The sequence below is a fragment of the Chitinilyticum litopenaei DSM 21440 genome, from assembly GCF_000428145.1.
Lineage (GTDB): Bacteria > Pseudomonadota > Gammaproteobacteria > Burkholderiales > Chitinibacteraceae > Chitinilyticum > Chitinilyticum litopenaei.
Genome location: NZ_ATZJ01000015.1, coordinates 1 through 20,288, shown reverse-complemented (window position 1 = coordinate 20,288; position 20,288 = coordinate 1). Strand labels below are relative to the sequence as shown.

Annotated in this window: 20 protein-coding genes and 1 tRNA gene; 13 read left to right on the top strand and 8 right to left on the bottom strand. The window is 64.2% G+C overall.

The annotated features are described in order from the left end of the window. The first annotated feature begins 54 nt into the window (after window positions 1–54). From C515_RS0107640 to C515_RS22410, 4 genes are all read left to right on the top strand, one after another. Entirely contained in the window at window positions 55–363 is a 309-nt protein-coding gene (locus tag C515_RS0107640) for a DUF2218 domain-containing protein (RefSeq protein ID WP_043648616.1), read from the top strand. A gap of 44 nt (window positions 364–407) precedes the next feature. Then, on the top strand, window positions 408–1,796 hold the full coding sequence (gene argH / locus C515_RS0107635; protein ID WP_028455039.1) for an argininosuccinate lyase: 1,389 nt from the start codon (window positions 408–410) through the stop codon (window positions 1,794–1,796). Between the two features lie 97 nt (window positions 1,797–1,893). Next, on the top strand, window positions 1,894–2,352 hold the full coding sequence (locus tag C515_RS0107630; protein WP_028455038.1) for a GNAT family N-acetyltransferase: 459 nt from the start codon (window positions 1,894–1,896) through the stop codon (window positions 2,350–2,352). Between the two features lie 448 nt (window positions 2,353–2,800). After that, complete coding sequence (locus C515_RS22410; RefSeq protein ID WP_051304747.1) at window positions 2,801–3,553, top strand: hypothetical protein; 753 nt, start codon at window positions 2,801–2,803, stop codon at window positions 3,551–3,553. 31 nt (window positions 3,554–3,584) lie between these two features. Here C515_RS22410 and C515_RS0107620 read toward each other — a convergent pair whose 3' ends face one another. After that, the gene (locus C515_RS0107620) at window positions 3,585–4,139 is read right to left on the bottom strand and encodes a thioredoxin family protein (RefSeq protein WP_028455037.1); all 555 of its coding nucleotides are present in this window, start codon (window positions 4,137–4,139) and stop codon (window positions 3,585–3,587) included. Window positions 4,140–4,202: 63 nt separating this feature from the next. Further along, window positions 4,203–4,568, bottom strand: coding sequence for a hypothetical protein (locus C515_RS0107615; RefSeq protein WP_028455036.1), 366 nt, complete (start codon window positions 4,566–4,568; stop codon window positions 4,203–4,205). A gap of 145 nt (window positions 4,569–4,713) precedes the next feature. Between C515_RS0107615 and C515_RS20115 the strand changes: the two genes are divergently transcribed. After that, on the top strand, window positions 4,714–5,958 hold the full coding sequence (locus C515_RS20115) for a D-amino acid dehydrogenase (RefSeq protein ID WP_043648613.1): 1,245 nt from the start codon (window positions 4,714–4,716) through the stop codon (window positions 5,956–5,958). Window positions 5,959–5,991: 33 nt separating this feature from the next. On the opposite strand, the gene C515_RS20110 is transcribed toward C515_RS20115, so the two are convergent. Further along, on the bottom strand, window positions 5,992–6,909 hold the full coding sequence (locus C515_RS20110; RefSeq protein WP_043648612.1) for a LysR substrate-binding domain-containing protein: 918 nt from the start codon (window positions 6,907–6,909) through the stop codon (window positions 5,992–5,994). Between the two features lie 92 nt (window positions 6,910–7,001). On the opposite strand from C515_RS20110, the gene C515_RS0107600 reads away from it, so the two are divergent. Then, window positions 7,002–7,256 (top strand): DUF2917 domain-containing protein, encoded by a 255-nt coding sequence (locus C515_RS0107600; protein WP_028455035.1) that lies wholly within the window; start codon window positions 7,002–7,004, stop codon window positions 7,254–7,256. Beyond that, window positions 7,249–7,752, top strand: a complete 504-nt coding sequence (locus tag C515_RS0107595) for a DUF3291 domain-containing protein (protein ID WP_051304746.1) — start codon at window positions 7,249–7,251, stop codon at window positions 7,750–7,752. The genes C515_RS0107600 and C515_RS0107595 overlap by 8 nt, the downstream gene beginning before the upstream one ends. Before the next feature lie 200 nt (window positions 7,753–7,952). Here C515_RS0107595 and C515_RS20105 read toward each other — a convergent pair whose 3' ends face one another. The 5 genes from C515_RS20105 to mutM form a co-directional block, all read right to left on the bottom strand. Beyond that, the gene (locus tag C515_RS20105; protein ID WP_051304745.1) at window positions 7,953–9,641 is read right to left on the bottom strand and encodes a tetratricopeptide repeat protein; all 1,689 of its coding nucleotides are present in this window, start codon (window positions 9,639–9,641) and stop codon (window positions 7,953–7,955) included. A gap of 162 nt (window positions 9,642–9,803) precedes the next feature. Then, complete coding sequence (locus tag C515_RS0107585) at window positions 9,804–10,628, bottom strand: undecaprenyl-diphosphate phosphatase (RefSeq protein WP_028455033.1); 825 nt, start codon at window positions 10,626–10,628, stop codon at window positions 9,804–9,806. Window positions 10,629–10,998: 370 nt separating this feature from the next. Next, window positions 10,999–11,751, bottom strand: a complete 753-nt coding sequence (locus C515_RS0107580) for a copper homeostasis protein CutC (RefSeq protein WP_028455032.1) — start codon at window positions 11,749–11,751, stop codon at window positions 10,999–11,001. A 129-nt stretch (window positions 11,752–11,880) separates the two neighbouring features. Beyond that, window positions 11,881–13,887, bottom strand: coding sequence for a dynamin family protein (locus C515_RS0107575; RefSeq protein ID WP_211234009.1), 2,007 nt, complete (start codon window positions 13,885–13,887; stop codon window positions 11,881–11,883). 113 nt (window positions 13,888–14,000) lie between these two features. After that, window positions 14,001–14,822, bottom strand: a complete 822-nt coding sequence (gene mutM / locus C515_RS0107570) for a bifunctional DNA-formamidopyrimidine glycosylase/DNA-(apurinic or apyrimidinic site) lyase (RefSeq protein ID WP_028455030.1) — start codon at window positions 14,820–14,822, stop codon at window positions 14,001–14,003. A 110-nt stretch (window positions 14,823–14,932) separates the two neighbouring features. On the opposite strand from mutM, the gene C515_RS0107565 reads away from it, so the two are divergent. The 6 genes from C515_RS0107565 to C515_RS0107540 all read left to right on the top strand — a co-directional run bounded on the left by C515_RS0107565 (window position 14,933) and on the right by C515_RS0107540 (window position 19,918). Next, window positions 14,933–16,660 carry a tetratricopeptide repeat protein gene (locus tag C515_RS0107565; protein ID WP_028455029.1) on the top strand — a complete coding sequence of 576 codons (1,728 nt, stop codon included), beginning with the start codon at window positions 14,933–14,935 and terminating at the stop codon, window positions 16,658–16,660. A gap of 3 nt (window positions 16,661–16,663) precedes the next feature. Next, a complete protein-coding gene (locus C515_RS20100; protein WP_051304744.1) occupies window positions 16,664–17,251 on the top strand; it encodes an outer membrane lipoprotein LolB in 588 nt (195 codons plus the stop codon). After that, window positions 17,229–18,092 (top strand): 4-(cytidine 5'-diphospho)-2-C-methyl-D-erythritol kinase, encoded by an 864-nt coding sequence (gene ispE / locus C515_RS20095; protein ID WP_043648611.1) that lies wholly within the window; start codon window positions 17,229–17,231, stop codon window positions 18,090–18,092. The genes C515_RS20100 and ispE overlap by 23 nt, the downstream gene beginning before the upstream one ends. 22 nt (window positions 18,093–18,114) lie before the next feature. Continuing rightward, window positions 18,115–18,191 (top strand) — tRNA-Gln (locus C515_RS0107550). Between the two features lie 61 nt (window positions 18,192–18,252). After that, the gene (locus tag C515_RS0107545; RefSeq protein WP_028455028.1) at window positions 18,253–19,203 is read left to right on the top strand and encodes a ribose-phosphate pyrophosphokinase; all 951 of its coding nucleotides are present in this window, start codon (window positions 18,253–18,255) and stop codon (window positions 19,201–19,203) included. A 139-nt stretch (window positions 19,204–19,342) separates the two neighbouring features. Then, a complete protein-coding gene (locus C515_RS0107540) occupies window positions 19,343–19,918 on the top strand; it encodes a 50S ribosomal protein L25/general stress protein Ctc (protein WP_028455027.1) in 576 nt (191 codons plus the stop codon). Window positions 19,919–20,288 lie beyond the last annotated feature (370 nt).

Here is a 20,288-nt window from a genome sequence, read left to right as displayed (position 1 = left end):
CTTAAAACTCGATTCGCACAAATGATCAAAAACCACCACCCAAGGATACATGCCATGGTACACAGCCAAACCCAAATCACCACAGAGCTTGCCAAGCAATACCTCTTCAAACTCTGCAAGCACTTCGCCCGCAAGATCCCGGTCGACTTCGACGAACACCAGGGCCTCGCCCGCTTTGCCTTTGGCGAATGCCGCTTGCTCGCCGACGCCAGCACCCTGCAATTCCGGCTCAGCGCCGCCGACGACGAACAGCTGCAACGGCTCAAGCGCGTCCTCGAAGACCACCTGCAACTGATGCGCCGCGCGCCCGACCCCGCGCTCGCCTGGCAAGCCGGCGGCGACGGCTGTGCAGCAGCCGGCTGAGGCCCGTATAATCGTAATCATTTTGCCCATTCAGGATTTCCCCCATGCAGGACACTGGCAGCAAGACTTGGTCTGGTCGTTTCAACGAACCCGTTTCTGAGCTCGTCAAGCGTTACACCGCTTCCGTGACTTTCGACAAGCGCATGGCCGAGGTGGACATCCAGGGCTCGCTCGCGCACGCGCAGATGCTCAACAAGGTCGGCGTCCTGAGCCTGGAAGACCTGCAGGCCATCCAGACCGGCATGGCCGACATCCTGCGCGAAATCAACGCCGGCACCTTCGAGTGGAGCCTCGACCTCGAAGACGTGCACATGAACATCGAAAAGCGCCTGACCGAGCGCGTCGGCGATGCGGGGAAACGCCTGCATACCGGCCGCAGCCGCAATGACCAGGTCGCCACCGACATCCGCCTCTACCTGCGCGGCGCCACCGACACCACGATCAAGCTGATCCGCGACGTGCAGCTGAGCCTCGTCGATCTGGCCGAGAAAAATGCTTCGGTGGTGATGCCGGGCTTCACCCACCTGCAGGTGGCGCAGCCGGTGACCTTTGGTCACCACATGCTGGCCTATGTGGAAATGCTGGGCCGCGACGCCGAGCGCTTCATCGATGCGCGCAAGCGCATCAACCGCCTGCCGCTGGGTGCGGCAGCACTTGCCGGCACCACCTACCCGATCGACCGCCTGTATACCGCGCAACTGCTGGGCTTTGACGGTGTGTGCGAGAACTCGCTGGATGCCGTGTCCGACCGCGATTTCGCCATCGAATTCAGCGCCGCCGCCGCGCTGGTGATGACGCACCTGTCGCGCCTGTCCGAAGAACTGATCCTGTGGATGAGCCCGCGCTTCGGTTTCATCGACATCGCCGACCGCTTCTGCACCGGCAGCTCGATCATGCCGCAGAAAAAGAACCCGGACGTGCCGGAACTGGTGCGCGGCAAGACCGGCCGCGTCAACGGCAATCTGGTCTCGCTCTTGACGCTGATGAAGGGCCAGCCGCTGGCGTACAACAAGGACAACCAGGAAGACAAGGAACCGCTGTTCGATACCGTCGACACGCTGACCGACACCCTGCGCATCTACGCCGACATGATGCGCGGCATTACGGTGAAACCCGAAGCAATGGAGCGCGCCGTGCGCCAGGGCTTCGCCACCGCGACCGATCTGGCCGACTATCTGGTGAAGAAGGGCCTGCCCTTCCGTGACGCACACGAGGCCGTTGCGCTGGCCGTGCGCTACGCCGAGCAGAAGAAGAAGGATCTGTCCGAGCTGTCGCTGATCGAGCTGCAAAGCTTCTCGGCGCTGATTGCCGATGACATCTTCAACATCCTCACCTTCGACGGCTCGCTGAACGCCCGCGACCACGTCGGCGGCACCGCGCCCTTCCAGGTGCTGGTGCAGGTGGCCAAGTGGCGCGAGCGGCTGGGCAATTAAGCCAGGGTATGCGCCCATAGCCCAATCATCCAAATGGCTGTAGCCATATACCCAAGGCAGACCCCGCAAGGGGTCTGTTGCATTTCAAGGAAGCCTCATGCTCAGCTGGCACTGGCACACGCTGGACACCATCCCGCCCCGCATCCTGTTCGACTACCTGCGCCTGCGCAGCGACATCTTCGTGGTCGAGCAGACCTGCGTGTTTTCCGATATGGATGTCTTTGACGAGGAGGGCTGGCATCTGGTCGGGCTGGCTGCCGATGGGCGCGTACAGGCCGGCCTGCGCCTGCTTGCCCCCGGCGTGAAGTATGCGGAGCCCTCGCTCGGGCGCATCGTGCTCGCCGCGCCGCTGCGCGGGCAGGGACTGGCCGATGCGCTGGTGCAGGAGGGGCTGGCGCAATCCGCGCGGCTTTACCCGGGACAGGGCAACCGCATCGGCGCGCAGTCGCGCCTGCAGCGTTTTTACGAGCGCCAGGGCTTTGTGCGCGACGGCGAGGAATATGATGAGGACGGCATACCGCACATCGAAATGCGGCTGGCGCCACCCGGCGTTTAGCAGGCCGCTGGAAAGCAGCCTGTAACCCGTTTCCTGATTAGCAAGACTTCTCAGCAAAACCCAAATCAACCACAGAGACACAGAGAACACAGAGAAAAACCGGAGCACGTCCAGGCAATTCTCAGGGTTTTGCTTCCTCTGTGCCCTCTGTGTCTCTGTGGTTCAATAGGTTTTTGTGGTTTGCTGAGAAGGGTTTCTAATCAGGACCCGTTTTTTCCGGCGGCCCCGAAAAAGCATGAACGCAAAAATACGTTTCTGGTCTTGCAGGACGTGATGTGCGCCGGGCTTTGCCCGGTGCTTGCTGCCGGCCAAAAGACCCACTTTATCAAGACCCGCTCAGGACGAGCGTCTGGCGGGTAAAACGCACCGCTGATCCTGCCACGACGTGGCGCGGCAACAGGGCTGCTTAGGGTGTAAGGATGGGAGTCCACACCACCGGGAGCAGATCATGAAACGCCTCATTCTTGCCGCCATGCTGGCGCTCGCCTGGCCATCGACCAGCGCCGTCCACGCCGCCGACACCAGCGTCGACACCGGCACCAGCACCGTCTCGCCCAGCCAGTCCAGGCTGGTGGGCGCCTATTCCGCCTGGGCGGGCTCGAGCGCGAACGCCACGGCCCTGACCACCGCGCTGCGCACCGGCGGCACGGCAACGCTCACCGACAGCGCCACCGGCAGCAGCAGCACCGTGACGGCCAGCCAGAGCATGGGCTGGGGCAATGTATCACTGGCGCTGGCGGCGGCCAGTCATGCACTGGCCCAGCAGGGCATCAGCAATCCCACACCGGCGCAGATCAGCGCGGCGCTGAATGGCGGGGCCATCAGCACCACGGCGGGCACCGTCACCATGCAGGGGGTGCTGTCCATGCGCGCCGAAGGCATGGGCTGGGGAACGATCGCCGCCACACTGGGAACCACGGTCGGCCAGCTCAAGGGTCAGGGTCATCTGAAAGGCATCGCTGCCAGCAAGGACAGCCCGTCCAGCAAATCTGCCACCGCCAGCAGCGACGGCAAGAGCCAGGGCAAAAGCACCGCCAGCAGCAAGGGCGGCAACGCCGATGGCAATGCCGGCGGGAATGGCGAAGGCAAGGGTGACGGCAAGGGCGGCGGAAACTCCGGTGGCAATTCCGGAGGAAACTCTGGTGGCAACTCCGGCGGGAACTCCGGAGGAAATGGCGGCGGCAAGGGTGGCGGGCGCTAAGCCCTCCGGGACTGGCCGCCGGGCGGCAGCGTCAGTCCTGCCGCCACTTGATATTGCAGCCGACGCTGGGCTGCTGGTGCAGCGGCGGCTTTTCGCCAGCAACCAGGGCGGCCACGGCGGCGAGCAGCTCAGCGCCATCAGGCTGGCCCTGGTTCGGGCGGCTGGCGTCGAATTGCCCGCGATAAAACAGCTTCAGTTCGCTGTCGAAGAGAAAGAAATCCGGCGTGCACGCGGCATGAAAAGCGCGCGCCACTTCCTGCGTGGCGTCGAACAGATAGGGGAAGGTGTAGCCGCAGGCCTCGGCATGCCGCACCATCGCCTCGGGCGCATCGTCGGGGTAGTTTTCCGGATCATTGCTCGAGATTGCCACCATCCCCACATCCTCTTCGGCCAGGATGGCGCCCAGCGGGGCCAATACCGGATTGAGGTGCTTCACGTAGGGGCAGTGATTGCAGATGAAGGCCACCAGCAGGCCATGCTGGCCGGCCAGCGCCGAGAGCGTAAAGGGCGAGCCGTTGCCATCGGCCAGCGTGGCATCCGGCAGGGGCATGCCCAGCGGCGGCATTGTGGAAGGAGTCAGAGCCATGGCGGCCTCGCGAAAACGGAGTTGGCTTCCAGTATAGCCGCGCCGGCAAGGGGGCTTGCGACTTCAGTCCGCCCCTTCAGACGCTGGCGGCAGCACGGCGGCCGGCCTGCAGCTGGCGGCAGCACGGCGGCCGGCCTGCAGCTGGCGGCATTCGTCCAGCGTGAGGATGCGGCCGAACTCGGCGTCGGGAATGCCCAGCGCCTGCGCCAGCTTGCGTGCCTGCGCCTCTACCCTGGGGGCAAACACTTCCATGTCGCGCGCCGCGGCGGCATGGCGCTCCCAGTCTTCGCGGGTGGGCGCTTCGGCAGCCTTTTGCCAGAAGGCCGCAATGCCGGCCCGACAGGCCTGGGCGCTGACGATGCGGGCGTTGTATTCGGCAATGCTGTAATAACCGCTGCCGGCCACCGGCCAGCTGATGTCGTGATTCATGACACGTCCCTCCCCTCCCTGCTTTCGGCATGGATAGGCAATACTTGAATCGCAACAGCGCCCGGGCGGGCTAAATTGAAAGCGGATCGTCACGCCCGCAGGGCAGTCCAGTCGCAGTGCATCCATCTTGCCGGGGAGTCTTGCCATGCATGTGATCGTCATCGGCGCCGGGGTGATCGGCATCAGCAGCGCCTGGTATCTGCGCGCGGCCGGCTGCGAGGTCACCGTCATCGACAGCCATCCCGAAGTTGCGCTGGAAACCAGCTTTGCCAACGCCGGCCAGCTCTCCGCCGGCTATGCCGCGCCGTGGGCCGCGCCCGGCGTGCCGAAAAAGGCGCTGAAGTGGCTGCTGAGCCCGGACGGCCCCCTGCGCGTGCGGCCCGACGGCAGCGCCTTTCAGTTGCGCTGGCTGGCGCAGCTGTGGGCCAATTGCACCGAAAGCGCCTATCGTGGCAACCGCAAGCCCATGCTGGCGCTCGCCGAATACAGCCTGGCCTGCCTCGGGGCGCTGCGCGCCGCGCTGCCGCTGGCCTACGAAGGCCGCCAGCTGGGCACGCTGCAGGTATTTCGCAAGCGCGAGCAGCTCGCCGCGGCCCGCCGCGATGCGGCCATCCTGGCCGAACTGGGCATTGCGCACCGCCTGCTCGATATGCCGGGCATTCTGGAATGCGAGCCGGCGCTGGCTGGCGCACGCGTGCCGCTAGCAGGGGCGCTGCACCTGCCCGGCGACGAAACCGGTGACTGCCGGCTGTTTGTCCAGCAACTGGCAGCACAGGCACAAGCGGCCGGCGTGCGCCTGCGGCTTGGACATACCATCAGCCATATCCACACTCCAGCCAAGCAAGTACGAGGGGTACAGCTTGATACCCATGAAGACCTCGCCTGCGATGCCCTGGTGGTCGCCGCCGGCTGCGCCAGCCGCCCCCTGCTGGAGACTCTGGGCATCGATCTGCCGGTGTGCCCAGTGAAGGGCTATTCGCTGACGCTGCCGCTGCACGCTGCGGAGCGCGCGCCGCGCTCGACGGTGATGGATGAAAGCTACAAGATCGCGCTGACCCGCTTTGACACGCGGCTGCGGGTCGGCGGCATGGCCGAGGTGGCCGGCTGGGACCGGCGCCTCGACCCGCAGCGGCTGGCCACGCTCTACAAGGTGGTGGACGAACTGTTTCCCGACGCCGCCGACAGCACGCGCGCCGAGGCCTGGACCGGACTTCGCCCGATGACGCCCAACGGCATTCCGCTGATCGGCGCCACCACCATCGCCGGCCTGTGGCTCAACACCGGCCACGGCACGCTGGGCTGGACGATGGCCTGCGGCTCGGGCCAGCTGCTCGCCGACCTGCTTACCGGCAAGGCGCCGGCGCTGCCGGCCGCGCCCTACCGGCCCTGACATCGCGGCCGCACCGGATGGCCGTGCGACGGCTCAGGACTGTCGGCCCGGCTGCGCCGCAGCGTAGGCCTGCATCATCGCCTCGCTGCTGGCGGCGGACTCCAGCAGCCAGTCGCGAAAATGGTGCAGCTTCAGGCTGTTGTCCATGCGCGGCGCCCAGACCAGCCAGTAGCTGAGCGGGTGCGGCACCACCAGCCCGCAGGCCAGCGCCAGCCGCCCAGTGAGCAAATCGTCGATCACCAGCGACAGCCGCAACAGCGCCAGCCCCTGCCCGCGCAGCACGGCCTCCTGCACCAGATTGTTGTCGTTGCAAAACAGGCGGAAGTTCGGCTGCCAGTCGCCCAGCCCGGCCGCGTAAGTCCAGCTGCTCCATTTTTCCATGGTGCCGATCAGGCGAGCCCCGGGCAGCTGCTCCGGCGTAGCGGGAAAGTCGGGCAGATCGGGCCGCCCCACCAGCACCAGCCAGTCATGCAGCAGCGGCGTCGCCTTCAGCCCGTCCCACTCGCCGGTGCCCATGCGCAGTGCCAGATCCAGCTGGCCATTGTGCAGGTCATCGAAACCGATGCCGGCGCGGATGTCCACCCGGTATTGCGGATAGCAGGCCTGGAAATCCGGCAGGCGCGCCATCAGCCAGTGCACACCGAAGGACGGCAGCGTGGTGATGCGCAGCTCGTTCGGGCGCGGCAAGGCACGCAGCGCGCGCGTGGCCTCGCTCATGTCGCCCAGCGCCATGCGGATTTTCATCGCGTACTGCCGGCCATCCTCGGTGGGCACCAGCCGCCGCCCCTGCCGCTCGAACAGCGGCAGGCCCAGGAAATCCTCCAGGGCATGGATCTGGTGACTGATTGCACTGTGCGTCACCGACAGCGCCTCGGCCGCCTTGACGACACTGCCAAGACGGCTGACGGCTTCGAAGGCGCGCAGGGCGGGAAGGGGCGGGAGGGCATTCATGTGAGCAAAACTAACATGAATACTGAAAACATGTCAGCGAAGTGGTGAAAAAATGCGGATATAGTGGCTTTCAATGACAACGGAGTAGAGCCATGTTGACCTATCTGCGCCTTGCCCTGGCCCGCAGCGAACTGCTGGTCGCCGAGCTCACCGCACCTGCCGAACTGCTCTGCGAAAGCGGCAGCCTCTGGCTATCGAGCAGCACGCTGCGCGAAGACATCGTGCTGCAGGCCGGCGAGCGCCGGCAGCTGCCGCGCGGCCGGCTGCTGCTGGAAGGACAAGCGCAACTCCGTTTCAGCGGCCGCCAGCTCGCCATTCAACCCCGGATTCACACCCGTCATGGCTAATTCTCCCTTTTTTCCCGCCACCGCCAGCCTTGCCGATGCGCACTGGCAACTGGCCCAGATCAATATCGGCCACGCCATCGCGCCGCTGGACGACCCGCGCATGGCCGGCTTCACCAGCCAGCTCGACGCGCTGAACGCACTGGCCGAAGCCAGCCCCGGCTTCATCTGGCGCCTGCAGGATGACAGCGGCAATGCCACGAACATCCAGACCGGCACCGACCCGCTGCGGCTGGTCAACATGTCGGTCTGGGCGTCGCTGGAAAGCCTGCAGGCTTATGTCTACAGCGGCCCGCATCTGGCCAGCCTGAAACAGCGCCGCGACTGGTTCGCCAGAAGCGAGGGCCCGGCGCTGGCGCTGTGGTGGGTGCCCGCCGGACACCGGCCGACGCTGGCCGAAGGCGAGGCCGCGCTGGCGCGCCTGCAGCAATCCGGCCCCGGCCGTGCCGCTTTCACCTTCGCCCGCCCCTGGCCCAGTCCGGAACGCGTGCCGGCCTGAGCGGCCGCCGCGACCGGAGCAGGTGCGCAGCAGGACACAGACAGGGCACCTACAAGCAGAGGTATTTGACTGCAGCCCATTGCCATAAATGCATACAGGGCAATACCCAATGCTGTCGGCAGGAATGGCCCCAGCCTTGCCATCACCGCCCGGGCGGCCGCAGCGGGATGCGGCGCCAGAGCAAGGCAGCGGCGCGGGACTCAGCCGGTCTGGCTGGCGCCGAATTTGCGGCGGGTCTTGCGATAGATTTCGGCAAGCTGCAGGCCGCGCCCGTGGGTGGGCGCCAGGCTCTGGATGCGCGCCAGCAAGGCTTCGGCGCGCTCCATGTAGCTGGCATGCCAGCCATGGCGGTTCACGTAGGCCAGCAGCGCATTCACGGCGTTGAACAGCACCTGCAGATTGGCCGGCATGTCGGCGACGGCCTTGAGGAAGATCTCGGCGGCGGCGGCCAGGTCGCCGGCCTGCGCCAGCTGCACCGCCTCGTTGTTGAGCTGGACGATATCGGCGGTGACGGCGTCGATCAGCGCCGCGCCCTGCCCTTCCTTGCCGGCGGCGGCATACAGCGCGCGCACCTGCCCGGCCAGCGCGGGATTGTCGTGGTGGTTCTGCAGCAGCCGGGTCATCAGCCCGGCGGCGCGCTCTTCCTGACCCAGTGCCATGCAGGTGCGCGCCATGGTCATGCCCAGCGCCGGATCGGGTGGCTCGTCCAGCCGTTCCAGCATGGCCAGCGCCATCTCGACGCGCTTCTGGGCGGCGCCCTGATCGCCCTGCCGGGCCTGGATGTCGGCCTCCAGCAGCTCGCTCATCACGCTGACGGCCGGCTGGCGAAAGCTCTTGCGCGCTTCGGCCAGCAGTTTGCGCGCTTCGGCAACCTCGCCCTGCTGGATCAGCAGTTCGGCGAGCCGCCCGTGGTCGGCGGGCTCGCGCCAGAAGGAGTATTTCGACAGCTGTACGGTTTCCTTCAGCGCCGCCGTGGCGGTGGTGATGTCACCGCTGCGCCAGGCCACATCACCCAGCTCGCGCTGCCGCTCGACCACAAAGGGCGAGCGCTGCACGGCGCGATTGAGCACTTCGCGCGCACCGGCCAGATCACCCTCGGCCTGCTTGACGCGCGCCAGCCAGTCGTAGGCATCCAGCACCAGCTCGTGCTCGCTGATCACATTCTGGAACAGCAGGCCGGCCTCACCGTACTGCTTCATTTCATACAGCGCCTTGCCCAGCGCCATCTTGGCCCAGGGCAGCTCCTGGCGCGTGAGCAGCGTGCGGCAGAGGTCGCGCACGCCGGCCCAGTCGGCAATGCGCAGCATCAGGTGTGTCTTCATGCGCACGAATTCCAGCATGTCCTCACCGCCCTGCTTGATCTCGTGATTGCACAGGCTGATCGCCTGCAGGAAATCGTGGCGCAGGATGGCCTGGTCGATGGGCTGGAAGCGGCGCTTGCGACGCAGCGCGCGCTGCAGTCGTGCAAACAGCGTCTCGCCGGTAAAGGGCTTGAGCACGATGGCGTCGGGCACCAGCTCGGCTGCGCCCATGACCTTCTGCGCGCGGCGCTCGCCGGTCATGATCAGAAAGGCGCAGGAGGGCTTGAGCAGATCGTGGCGGCGCAGTTCGTCGAACAGGAACAGCCCGTCGGCGCCATGGCCCAGATCGTATTCGCAGAGGATGACGTCGTAGTCGTTGCGCTTGACCAGCGCCAGCGCGTCACTGGAGCGACTGGCGAAATCCAGCTGGCGCACGCCGAACTGGCCCAGTGTCATGCCCAGCGTGGTGCGCATGTCGGCCAGCGGGTCGATGGCCAGAAACTTCAGCTCGCTCAGGTCGTCCGGATCGGCGGACGCCGTATCCAGATAGGGCGGATTGCTGAAGGAATAGGGGCGGACGGCGCTCATGCTCTGCAGTGTATGCGGGCAAGCGGGCAGCGGCAAACTTGCGCGCCCCGCCGGGCGACGACGGTGCGATCACGGCACCCCATTCGCTGCACACCGGAAAATACCCCAGGGTATGTACCGCCAGCCTTTTCCATGATTTGGCTGGCACGATATACCCACCGATCACACCGTCCAGCTGACGAGCCCGGTGTAGGCTGTCAGCAACACCAGCAGGCCGAACACGATGCGATACCAGGCAAAGACGATGAAGGTATGCGTGGAAATGAAGCGCAGCAGCGCGCGGATCGCCAGCATGGCAAACAGGAAGGACGCCACGAAACCGACAGCGAATACCGGTACATCGCCCGCGTCGAGCAGGTGACGGTGCTTGATCAGGCTGTAAATCGACGCAGCGCCGAGGGTCGGGATGCCGAGGAAGAAGGAGAACTCGGTCGCCGCCTTGCGCGACAGGCCGAAAAACAGGCCACCGATGATGGTGGCGCCGGAACGGCTGGTGCCCGGAATCAGCGCCAGGCATTGTGCAAGACCGATCTTCAGCGCGTCCTTCAGCGTCAGCTCGTCGACCGTCTGCACGGTGACGGTGTGCTGGCGTTTCTCGGCCCAGAGGATGACCAGACCGCCGATGATGAAGGCCAGCGCCACCGGCACCGGCTGAAAGAGATGCGCCTTGATCGATTCGGAAAACAGCTTGCCGAGCAGCGCGGCCGGGATGAAGGCAATCAGCACCGCGAGCAGCAGATTGCGCTCGCTGCCGGGTGCGCGCGCACCGGAAAGGGTGCTGGCAATCTTGCGGCGGTATTCCCAGACGACGGCGAGCATGGCGCCAAGCTGGATGAAGATCTCGAAAACGTCGCGCTTGCCCTTGTCGAGAAAGTCCAGCAGATCACCGGTGAGAATCAGGTGGCCGGTGCTGGAAATCGGCAGAAACTCGGTAATCCCTTCGACGATGCCCATGATCAGGGCCTTGAACAGCAGCAGCATTTCCATACGAGATCCGCAGGCGTGACGCAAAAGCGGCGATTATACGCACGCAAGGCCCAGGCGGTGTGGCAAAGCCGGGGAAATCCCCCCGGGCCAGAGCGGCGTAAATAATTCACAAGCCCCTTGGGAACTTGGCTTTTGCCCCCAACTCAAAGCGTGCAGATGGGGCAGCTTGCTGTTCCCGTTCTGGCAAATGCCGCGTGCATTTTGCTCATCTCCTCCCTGATTGAACGGGCGCCAATACGGCGCCCGCTTTTTTTGCCCGGACAAAGTACTATGCCATGTATATGCGCAGAGCCCATTGCAAAGAAAGCCCACATGGCAATACCCGCCAGAAAGCCAGGGCAAGATAGCGGCACGCAGCCAAAGCGGCGGTTCAGTTTGCCGCGTGCAAGGCCGCCAGCAGTTCGCGCACCAGTTCGGGACGGCTCTCGACGAGCGCGTACTCGTCCTGACCCGGGATGCCCATGTGCACCGCCGGGTTGTGGTAGCGCATGGCGCTGGCTTGCGGGCCGCGTGCCGAGCTGTGAAATTCGCGGCAACCGGACAGGCGCGCAAGTTCGGCGATGTTGCTGGCCCGCACACCGGCGCCAGCCATCACGGCCAGGCGCTCGCCGGCCTGCTGCTGCAGTTCGCGCAGCAGCGCCGCGCCTGCCAGCGCGGTGGCGGCCTGGCCGCTGGTGAGCAGGCGATTGCAGCCGATGGCGATGATGTCCTCCAGCGCCTGCTGCGGCTTGCGCGCCACATCGAAAGCGCGGTGGAAGGTCACCTGCATGGGCGCGGCCAGTTCGACCAGCCGCCGGCAACGCGGCACGTCAACGTCGCCATCGGCGGTCAGGATGCCGATCACCACGCCGTCCACCCCCAATTTCTTGCAGGCGAGCACGTCGCGCTCCATCACCTCGAATTCCAGATCGCTATAGAGAAAATCGCCACCGCGCGGGCGGACGATGACATTGAGGGTGATCCACAGCCGGTCGCGCGCCACGGCAATCTGGCCGTAGCTGGGCGTGGTGCCGCCCTCAAGCAGGTTGTCGCAGAATTCAACGCGCTGCGCGCCGCCTTCCTGCGCGGCCAGGCAGGACGTTACCGATCCGGCACAGATTTCCAGTTGCACTTGCTCAGTCATGAGTCTCTCCGCTTGCGATGAATGCCCATGGTAACGCCGTCGCGCCGGCAAACCCAGCGGCAGAAATGCACAACGCCGCGCTGGGCGCGGCGTTGTGGCGGTCAGGCGGTTTGTGACAGCGCCTCGGCGTCAGGCCGCCTGCGCCTGGGCGAAATCGCGGATTTCGGAATTCAGCGTGGCATAGATGCCGCGCAGCTGGGCGTCGATGCTGTGCAGCTGATCCTGCAGCTGGGCGCTGAATTCGTTGAGCTCCTTGATGCGGTCTTCGAGCGTGTCGGTCGCCTTGTGGATGCGCTTGATGCTTTCCAGACGGCGGCGCAGCTGCAGCTGGTGCTCGCGCACCTGCGTTTCCATCGGCGCCATCACGGCCTTCAGCCAGTTTTCCACATCGCGGTTGGCGACGTCGAATACATAGATCACGCGGCTGGCGATGGTTTCGAAGAACTTGCGCGTCAGGCGACCCTGGCTGGTGGTCAGGATATTGCCGACCGTGTTGAAGTGCTCGCGGAACGAGCGCTCCAGCCGCGCCAGCTCCTTGTGGTACTTGAGCGTGGAGAACGGCGGCGGCGTCACCTGGCCCAGACCGTGCTCCTCGCTGAACTTCTTGTACATCGCGGCCATCATCGCCTGGATTTCGGCAACCTGCTCGGCCGACTTGGTGATCGAGGCATTCACGTCGAGGAAGAAGCGGTCCATGGTATTGCGCAGGCCGCCCTCGCCGAACGAGAACATGCTGCGCTCCATCTGCGTGCGGATGCGGGTGATCTCGTTCTTCAGCGCATCCTTGCCCAGCAGCGAATACAGCTTGTTGGTCTGCTGGCTGAACACGCTGCGCAGCGCCTGAAAGCGCACCAGACCCTGCTCGAAGTGTTTCTTGTCTTCCTGCACCTTGTCCATCATCTGCAGGATGACGTCCTGGTTCTTGCCGCGCAGGCCGGTCAGCTCGGCCAGCTGCTCGTTCACGCCTTCCTGGCGGGTGTTCAGGATCGAGCGGATGGCCAGCACGATGTCCTCGACCTCGCCCTGGGTCGCATCGCGCACGATGTCCTGCTTGCCGGGCAGGAGGTCGTCGGAGAGCGCACGCTCCAGCCGCGAGAGCTGGCTCTTGACCAGCAGCGCGTCGTCGTCCTGCACCTTGGCGACCAGCGCCTTTTGCGCGGACACCGGGAAGACCTGCTGCGGCGTGACATTCAGCAGTTCCGATGTGGTGCGGATCTGCTTGTCGATTTCGGCCTGGACCTGCGCCTCGGTTTTCAGCGGATCCCACAGACCATCGATTTTGTTGAGTACGACAAGACGGCCGCGGCGATTGCCCTGGCTGCGCGCGATGTGGTTGCGCCAGACATCGATGTCGCTCTTGGTCACGCCGGTATCGGCAGCCAGGATGAACAGGATGGCATGGGCATTGGGCAGCAGGTTCAGCGTCAGTTCCGGCTCGGTACCGATGGCGTTGAGCCCCGGCGTATCGAGAATCACCAGGCCCTGCTCAAGCAGCGGGTGCGGAAAATTGATCACCGCATGGCGCCAGCACGGAATTTCGACCTTGCCTTCCTGATCTACGGTAACCGCCTGATCCGGATCGTTTTCATCAAACAGGCCGTATTGCTTGGCGGTGTCGACACTGACCCGGCAGGTGGCGCCGATCTCGCGGAAGGCTTCAAGCAGCGCTTCGGGGCTGTCGAGATCCAGCTCGATGGTCTTCCATTCGTCCTGATAACGCCGGTATTCCTGAGTGGTGACATTGCCGGCGCGGGTTTCAATCGGCAGCAGCTGGATAGAGGGCACCTTGTCGGCGTCGTACAGCAACTCGGTCGGACACATGGTGGTGCGCCCCGCCGACGACGGCAGGATGCGCTGGCCGTAGTGCGCAAAGAAGATGGCGTTGATCAGCTCGGACTTGCCGCGCGAAAACTCCGCGACAAAGGCGATATTGAGTTTGTCTTCGCGCAGTTTTTCGGTCAGCGCCTTGATGCGCAGATCGGTCTGCGCGTCATTCAGATCCTGCTCGGCAAGCCAGCGCTGCAGTTGCGCGATTTGCTGCGTCAGATGCGAACGCCAGGCACTGTAGGCCTGGAAATCGGCCACCATGTAATCGTTGGCGGCAATGCTGTCCTGATGAAGGTATTCGGTGCTCATTGTCACCCCCGGCCCTGTAATGTGTATTTGGTCTATTGTGCTTGATTTTGCGTGCTAATCCGCAAAGCGGCAACCTTGATTGCATCCGCCTCGGGGGATTTGTCTGCTCTGCGTCACCCGCGTGGCTGGCAAGCCGGGCAGAAGCAACTGGCACGCTGGCCGATGCGCAGATTCTGGATGGCCGTGCCGCAAACCCGGCAAGCGTCCCCTTCACGACCATAAACAAAGCAATTCAGCATGAAATAGCCGGCCTTGCCGTCGGTATCGACATAATCGCGCAGGGTGCTGCCGCCAGCCTCGATGGCCTCGGCCAGCGTTGCGCGGATCTCGGCGGCAAGCCGCTCGCACTCGGTGGCGCTCAGGCTGCCAGCAGGGCGCAGGGGATGGATGCCGGCGCGAAACAGCGATTCGCTGGCATAAATGTTGCCGACACCGACCACCACATGGTTGTCCATGATCAGGCTCTTGACCGGCAACTGCCGCCCCGCGGCATGGCGCGCCAGCACGCTGGCGTCAAACTCGGCCGACAGCGGCTCGGGGCCCAGCGCAGCCAGCAGCGGGTGCGCCTGCGGATCACCCTCGGCCCAGAGCCAGGCGCCAAAGCGGCGCGGATCGCGGTAACGCAGGCGCACTCCGGAGGCGAGCAGCAGATCGATATGATCGTGCTTTTCGGGCGGGAAAGGCTGGGTCAGGGCGCGCAGGCTGCCGGACATCCCCAGATGGATGATGAGCGCGCCGTCATCAAAATGCAGCAGCAGGTATTTGGCGCGGCGACTGACCCGCTCGATCACGCGCCCCTGGATGCGCTGAGCGAGATCGGCCGGCACCGGCCAGCGCAGGCGGGCATTGCGCACCAGCAATTCGGTGACGCGCACGCCGCTCAGATAGGCCGTGACACCACGGCGCGTCGTCTCGACTTCGGGCAATTCGGGCACGATCAGGAACTCCTCCGCGCTTGGCGGACTCGAAAACACAGGCAAGGCTTGGACTAATGCGGCCAGTTTACCTAATATCGTCATTTCCTCCTGCCCGGATAGATCATTCTATGGCCCGCTTGCGATTGCTGACTTCCATTGCCCTGGGCATGCTCCTGGTTTCCGGCGCGCCACAGGCTGCGCCCGATGCCGCTCAGGCTGAAGCCGCAGACGAGGCCGGACAGGACAGCCCGGGCACCCCACTGCCCGTCCAGGCGCTGACCCCGGAGCTGGTGCAGATTGCCCTGCTCGGAGACATCGCCGCCCAGCGCGGCAACGGCGTGCTCGCAGCCCAGCTCTGGCAGGAGCTGGCCAAGCGCACCAAGGATCCGCGCATTGCCCGGCACGCCACCGAACTGGCCATCAGCAGCGGCCAGTTGCAAATCGCCGTCGACTGCGCCGAACGCTGGATTGCCGCCGCGCCCGATTCCAAACAGGCGCGACAGATCATGATTGGCCTCTTGCTGCGCGCCAACCGCATTGATGACATCACGCCGCACCTGCACGCCCTGATGATCCAGAGCCCGGATGAAGTCACCACCTTTTTCATGCAACTGCACCAGCTCTGGAACAAGGGCGCTGATCGCGCCGCGATCCTGCGCGTCACGCAGCACCTGGCCGAGCGCTACCCGCAGCAAGCCGAAGCCCATTTTGCAGTGGCCGTGGCGCTCAGCAACAGCAGCCAGAGCACCGAAGCCCTGGCGGAGCTGGACAAGGCACTCGCACTGCGCCCGCAATGGGAACCGGCCATGCTGTACAAGGCGCAATTACTGGCGGGCAAGGACCCGCAGGCCAGTCTTGCCTTTCTGAGTGGTGCAAGCAAGGCCAACCCGGCCTCGATCAGCCTGCAATTGGCGCAAGCCCGCCTGCTCGCCGAGCAAAATCAAATCGGGGAGGCCTACACCGCCTACCAGCAGATCGTCCGCTTGCAACCGGATAATCTGGAAGCGCTGGTCGGCCAGGCCGTTACCGCCATGGAGCTGCGCAAGCTGGACGAAGCGCAGCAGCTGCTTGAGCGCGCCCTGGGACTGAAGCCCGGCGAGCCGGATATTTTCTACCAGTATCTGGGCGGAATCAGCGAAGAGAAACGGCTCTGGAAGGATGCCCTGGGGTGGTATCAGCAAATCACTGCAGCCGATATTGCCGCACGGGTGCAAATGCGCATCCCGCGCCTGCTGGCCCGGCTGGGCGACGAGGCCGGCGCCATGCAGGCGCTGGACCGGCTGCCCGAGCGCAGCAGCGACGAGCAGATCAGCAAGGCACAAATGACCGCACTGGTCTGGCGTGAGCTGAAACAGCCGGAACGCGCCCGCGCCGTTCTGAACGAGGCCATCGTCAAATTCCCCGCCAGCGCCGACCTGTACTATGACCGCTCCATCTATCTGGACGAACTGGGCGACCATGCCGCCGCAGAACGCGACCTGCGCAAGAATCTGGAGCTGAGCCCCGACAATGCGCCCGGGCAGAATGCGCTGGGCTACCTGCTGACCAACCGCACCGAGCGCTTCGCCGAAGCCCAGGCGCTGCTGGAATCGGCGCTGGCCCAGGAGGCCGACAACCCCGCCTATCTGGACAGCATGGGCTGGTTGCGCTTCAAGCAGGAGCGCTACCCGGAAGCCGAACAGCTGCTGCAACGGGCCTGGCAGGCCATGCCGGACCCGGAAATCGGCCTGCACCTGGCGCAGGCACTGGCCAAGCTGGGCAGAAGCACCGAAGCACGCAAGATTGTCGATGCCGTCGCGGCGATGGAGGCCGATCACCCCGAGCTTGGCAAAGTCCGCCAGCTGCTGGGCTTCTGATTCATGCTGCCGCGTTGCCTTGTCTCGGCGCTCGCGCTGCTGCTGTGCGCCTGCGCACAACTGCCGCCTGCTCCCACTGCCGGCTATGCGCTGAGCGGCCGCCTGTCAATCCGCGAGGGTAACAGTGCCCAGCAGGCCCTGTTCAGCTGGCAATCCGCCCCCGATGAAGACCGTCTCAGCCTCGACTCGCCACTCGGCCAGACGCTGGCCTTGCTGACCATTCGCTATCGACCCGACGGCCAGGCCGCCGAGGCCATTCTGGAGCGCGGCGGTGAAGCGCCGGAATACGCCAGCGATCCGCGCGCGCTGCTGCTGTCGCTGACCGGCCTGGATTTGCCGCTCAACGGCCTGCGCTGGTGGCTGCAAGGCGAGGCCGCGCCGTTTTCCAGCGCCCGGCGCGATGAGCAGGATGGCATTGTGACCGTCAGCCAGGACGGCTGGACCATCGTCAGCCAGGACTACCGGCCGCTGGGCAAGCGCCAGCAACCCTTCCGCCTGAATGCGCAGCGCGACGAAGTGCAATTGCGCATTGTGATTTCCGAAGCCAGTACCGCCAGTGAACCCGAACATGCCTTATCAACCGCCCCTTGATGCGGACGGCTTTCTCGCCTTCCCGGCTCCGGCCAAACTCAATCTCTTTCTGCATGTAATCGGCCGTCGCCCTGATGGCTATCATCTGCTGCAGTCGGTATTCCAGCTGATTGATGCCTGCGACACCATCAGACTGCGCGTCCGCGCTGATGGCCAGTTGCGGCATCTCAATCCGCTGCCCGGTGTTGCCCCCGAATCCGACCTCTGCATCCGTGCGGCAAGGCTGCTGCAGCAAAAAACCGGCTGCCGGCTCGGCATTGACCTGCAGATCAGCAAGCAGCTGCCAATGGGGGGCGGTGTCGGTGGCGGCAGCTCGGACGCGGCCACCGTGCTGCTGGCGCTCAACCGGCTGTGGGAGCTGAATCTGTCTCGCCAGACCCTGATGGCCTGGGGAGTGACGCTGGGTGCCGATGTGCCCTTCTTCCTGTACGGGCAAACGGCCTTTGTCGAAGGCATCGGCGAAATCATGACGCCTGTAGCCAGTGAAGACTGCTGGTATGTGGTGCTGCATCCGCCAGTGCATGTGCCCACGCCGGAAATTTTTTGCGACGAGGGCTTGACACGCAATACGCCCCCCCTTATAGTTCGCGTCCTCGACAACGCAGCAACGCAAAACGACTTGCAAGCGGTGGCGAGCAGGAAGTTCCCGCTAATACAAAAACATCTCGACTGGCTAAGCCAGTTTGGTGAAGCGAGAATGACCGGATCAGGAAGTTGTGTGTTTGCGAAATTCGCTTCACAAGCTGCAGCAAATCAAGTAATATCGCAGCTTCCCGACGAAATGAAAGGCTTTATTGCCAAATCATTGAGTCAACACCAGTTACATGAGTTTGCTGATTGAGCAATCAAAAAGCAGGTTCATTAGGGGAGTCGCCAAGTTGGTTAAGGCATCGGATTTTGATTCCGACATTCGAGGGTTCGAATCCTTCCTCCCCTGCCACTAATAAAGAAAAGCGTGTAATTGACCAATTACACGCTTTTCTCGTTTCTGGAATTGGAAAATGGCTTACGACAGCCTCATGGTTTTCACCGGCAATGCCAATCCGCGCCTTGCCGAACAGGTAGTCAACCACCTCGACATCTCGCTGGTGCGCGCCACCGTCGGCCGCTTCTCCGATGGCGAGGTCACCGTCGAGCTGCTGGAAAACGTTCGCGGTCGCGACGTGTTCGTACTGCAGTCGACCTGTGTGCCGACCAATGACAACCTGATGGAAATCATGCTGATGGTCGACGCGCTCAAGCGCGCCTCCGCCGGCCGGATTACCGCCGCCATTCCCTATTTCGGCTATGCCCGCCAGGATCGCCGCCCGCGCTCGGCGCGCGTGCCGATCTCGGCCAAGGTCGTCGCCAACATGCTGACCGTCGCCGGCGTTGACCGCGTACTGACCGTCGACGTGCACGCCGACCAGATCCAGGGCTTCTTCGACATCCCGGTCGACAATATCTACGCGACACCGGTGCTGCTGGCCGACATCCGCGAAAAGCGCTACGACGACCTGATGGTCGTCAGCCCGGACGTCGGCGGCGTGCTGCGCGCCCGCGCCATGGCCAAACAGCTGAACGTCGACATGGCCATCATCGACAAGCGCCGCCCGAAGGCCAATGTCGCCGAAGTCATGCACATCATCGGTGACGTGAAAGACCGCACCTGCGTGATCATCGACGACATGATCGATACCGCCAACACGCTGTGCAAGGCCGCCGAAGCGCTGAAGAAGTTCGGCGCCAAGCGCGTGCTGGCCTACGCCACCCACCCGGTATTCTCGGGCGCCGCCATCGAGCGCATCCTGAATTCCGAGCTGGACGAAGTGGTCGTCACCGATACCATCCCGGTTCCGGAAGCGGCGCAAGCCACCGGGCGCATCCGCGTGGTATCGATCGCGGGCCTGCTGGCCGAGACGATGCGCCGCATCAACAACGAAGAATCGGTTTCCACCCTCTTCGTTGACTAAAGAAATACCGACCCCATTAGCCTGCAGGGTATTGACCTGTAGCCTAGTGGGGTAAATGCATTCAGGGGAATACCCCTCGAATCGCTGGTCGCCCTGGTCGCGGGGGACGAGCGTTTACATGACGAAACGGAGTTTTGAAATGACTTTTGAAATCAATGCACAAAGCCGTCCTGCACAGGGTACCGGAGCGAGCCGCCGCCTGCGCAAGGCTGGCCGTCTGCCGGCAGTCGTTTACGGTGGCAACAAGGACGCGGTTGCCGTGTCCCTCGACCACAACGAAATGTACTACACCCTGCAAGACGAGAAGTTCCACACCGCCCTGATCAAGCTGTCCGTGGATGGCGCCGCCGAACAGGTTCTGCTGCGCGCGGTTCAGTACCACCCGTTCAAGCAGCAAGTGCTGCACGTTGATTTCCAGCGCGTTGACGACGCCACCAAGGTGGAAATCAAGGTGCCGCTGCACTTCGTGAACGGCGACAGCTGCCTGGGCGTGAAGCTGCAAGGCGGTTCCATCGCTCACGCGCTGAACGAAGTTCAGATCCGTGCCGTAGCCACCAAGATCCCGGATTACGTCGAAGTGGATCTGGGCGCCCTCGCCGTTGGCAACACCGCCGTCCACCTGTCCGACCTGAAGCTGCCGGAAGGTGTCGAGCTGGTCAGCCTGCTGCGCGGCAACGACCTGGCCGTCGCCATCCTGAACGGCGCCAAGGCCTGATCGGGATTCGCTGCAGCGAAACAAAAAAAACCGGCCCCAGGGCCGGTTTTTTTTGGCAGCAACGTCCTGGAATCCGGGTGTGGCTAGCCCGGATTTTTCACCACCTGCTCACTGAGCGGGCTCAAGCAGCAGAAACTCCTCCCGGATAGCAGATCGCCGCTCTGCAGCGCGGGCACTGGCCTGCTTTCCAGATTGCGGGCGCAGCTTCCCCTACCCCCGAAGCGTCAACGTGTCGGGGCCGCACTCGTTTTGACTATGGGCTGGCCAGTGCCTCTGCCGCGAGGCGATACACCTCACGCAGTGGGTGATGGCTGGCAAACAGGATCCGGATACGCCGGGTGTTGCGGATCACCGCCGCGCCGATCTTGAG

Bases quoted from the DNA above. Each gene is read 5' to 3' on its own strand.
- C515_RS0107640 (WP_043648616.1), top strand. From the start codon at position 55: ATGGTACACAGCCAAACCCAAATCACCACAGAGCTTGCCAAGCAATAC.
- argH (WP_028455039.1), top strand. From the start codon at position 408: ATGCAGGACACTGGCAGCAAGACTTGGTCTGGTCGTTTCAACGAACCC.
- C515_RS0107630 (WP_028455038.1), top strand. From the start codon at position 1,894: ATGCTCAGCTGGCACTGGCACACGCTGGACACCATCCCGCCCCGCATC.
- C515_RS22410 (WP_051304747.1), top strand. From the start codon at position 2,801: ATGAAACGCCTCATTCTTGCCGCCATGCTGGCGCTCGCCTGGCCATCG.
- C515_RS0107620 (WP_028455037.1), bottom strand. From the start codon at position 4,139: ATGGCTCTGACTCCTTCCACAATGCCGCCGCTGGGCATGCCCCTGCCG.
- C515_RS0107615 (WP_028455036.1), bottom strand. From the start codon at position 4,568: ATGAATCACGACATCAGCTGGCCGGTGGCCGGCAGCGGTTATTACAGC.
- C515_RS20115 (WP_043648613.1), top strand. From the start codon at position 4,714: ATGCATGTGATCGTCATCGGCGCCGGGGTGATCGGCATCAGCAGCGCC.
- C515_RS20110 (WP_043648612.1), bottom strand. From the start codon at position 6,909: ATGAATGCCCTCCCGCCCCTTCCCGCCCTGCGCGCCTTCGAAGCCGTC.
- C515_RS0107600 (WP_028455035.1), top strand. From the start codon at position 7,002: ATGTTGACCTATCTGCGCCTTGCCCTGGCCCGCAGCGAACTGCTGGTC.
- C515_RS0107595 (WP_051304746.1), top strand. From the start codon at position 7,249: ATGGCTAATTCTCCCTTTTTTCCCGCCACCGCCAGCCTTGCCGATGCG.
- C515_RS20105 (WP_051304745.1), bottom strand. From the start codon at position 9,641: ATGAGCGCCGTCCGCCCCTATTCCTTCAGCAATCCGCCCTATCTGGAT.
- C515_RS0107585 (WP_028455033.1), bottom strand. From the start codon at position 10,628: ATGGAAATGCTGCTGCTGTTCAAGGCCCTGATCATGGGCATCGTCGAA.
- C515_RS0107580 (WP_028455032.1), bottom strand. From the start codon at position 11,751: ATGACTGAGCAAGTGCAACTGGAAATCTGTGCCGGATCGGTAACGTCC.
- C515_RS0107575 (WP_211234009.1), bottom strand. From the start codon at position 13,887: ATGAGCACCGAATACCTTCATCAGGACAGCATTGCCGCCAACGATTAC.
- C515_RS0107565 (WP_028455029.1), top strand. From the start codon at position 14,933: ATGGCCCGCTTGCGATTGCTGACTTCCATTGCCCTGGGCATGCTCCTG.
- C515_RS20100 (WP_051304744.1), top strand. From the start codon at position 16,664: ATGCTGCCGCGTTGCCTTGTCTCGGCGCTCGCGCTGCTGCTGTGCGCC.
- ispE (WP_043648611.1), top strand. From the start codon at position 17,229: ATGCCTTATCAACCGCCCCTTGATGCGGACGGCTTTCTCGCCTTCCCG.
- C515_RS0107545 (WP_028455028.1), top strand. From the start codon at position 18,253: ATGGCTTACGACAGCCTCATGGTTTTCACCGGCAATGCCAATCCGCGC.
- C515_RS0107540 (WP_028455027.1), top strand. From the start codon at position 19,343: ATGACTTTTGAAATCAATGCACAAAGCCGTCCTGCACAGGGTACCGGA.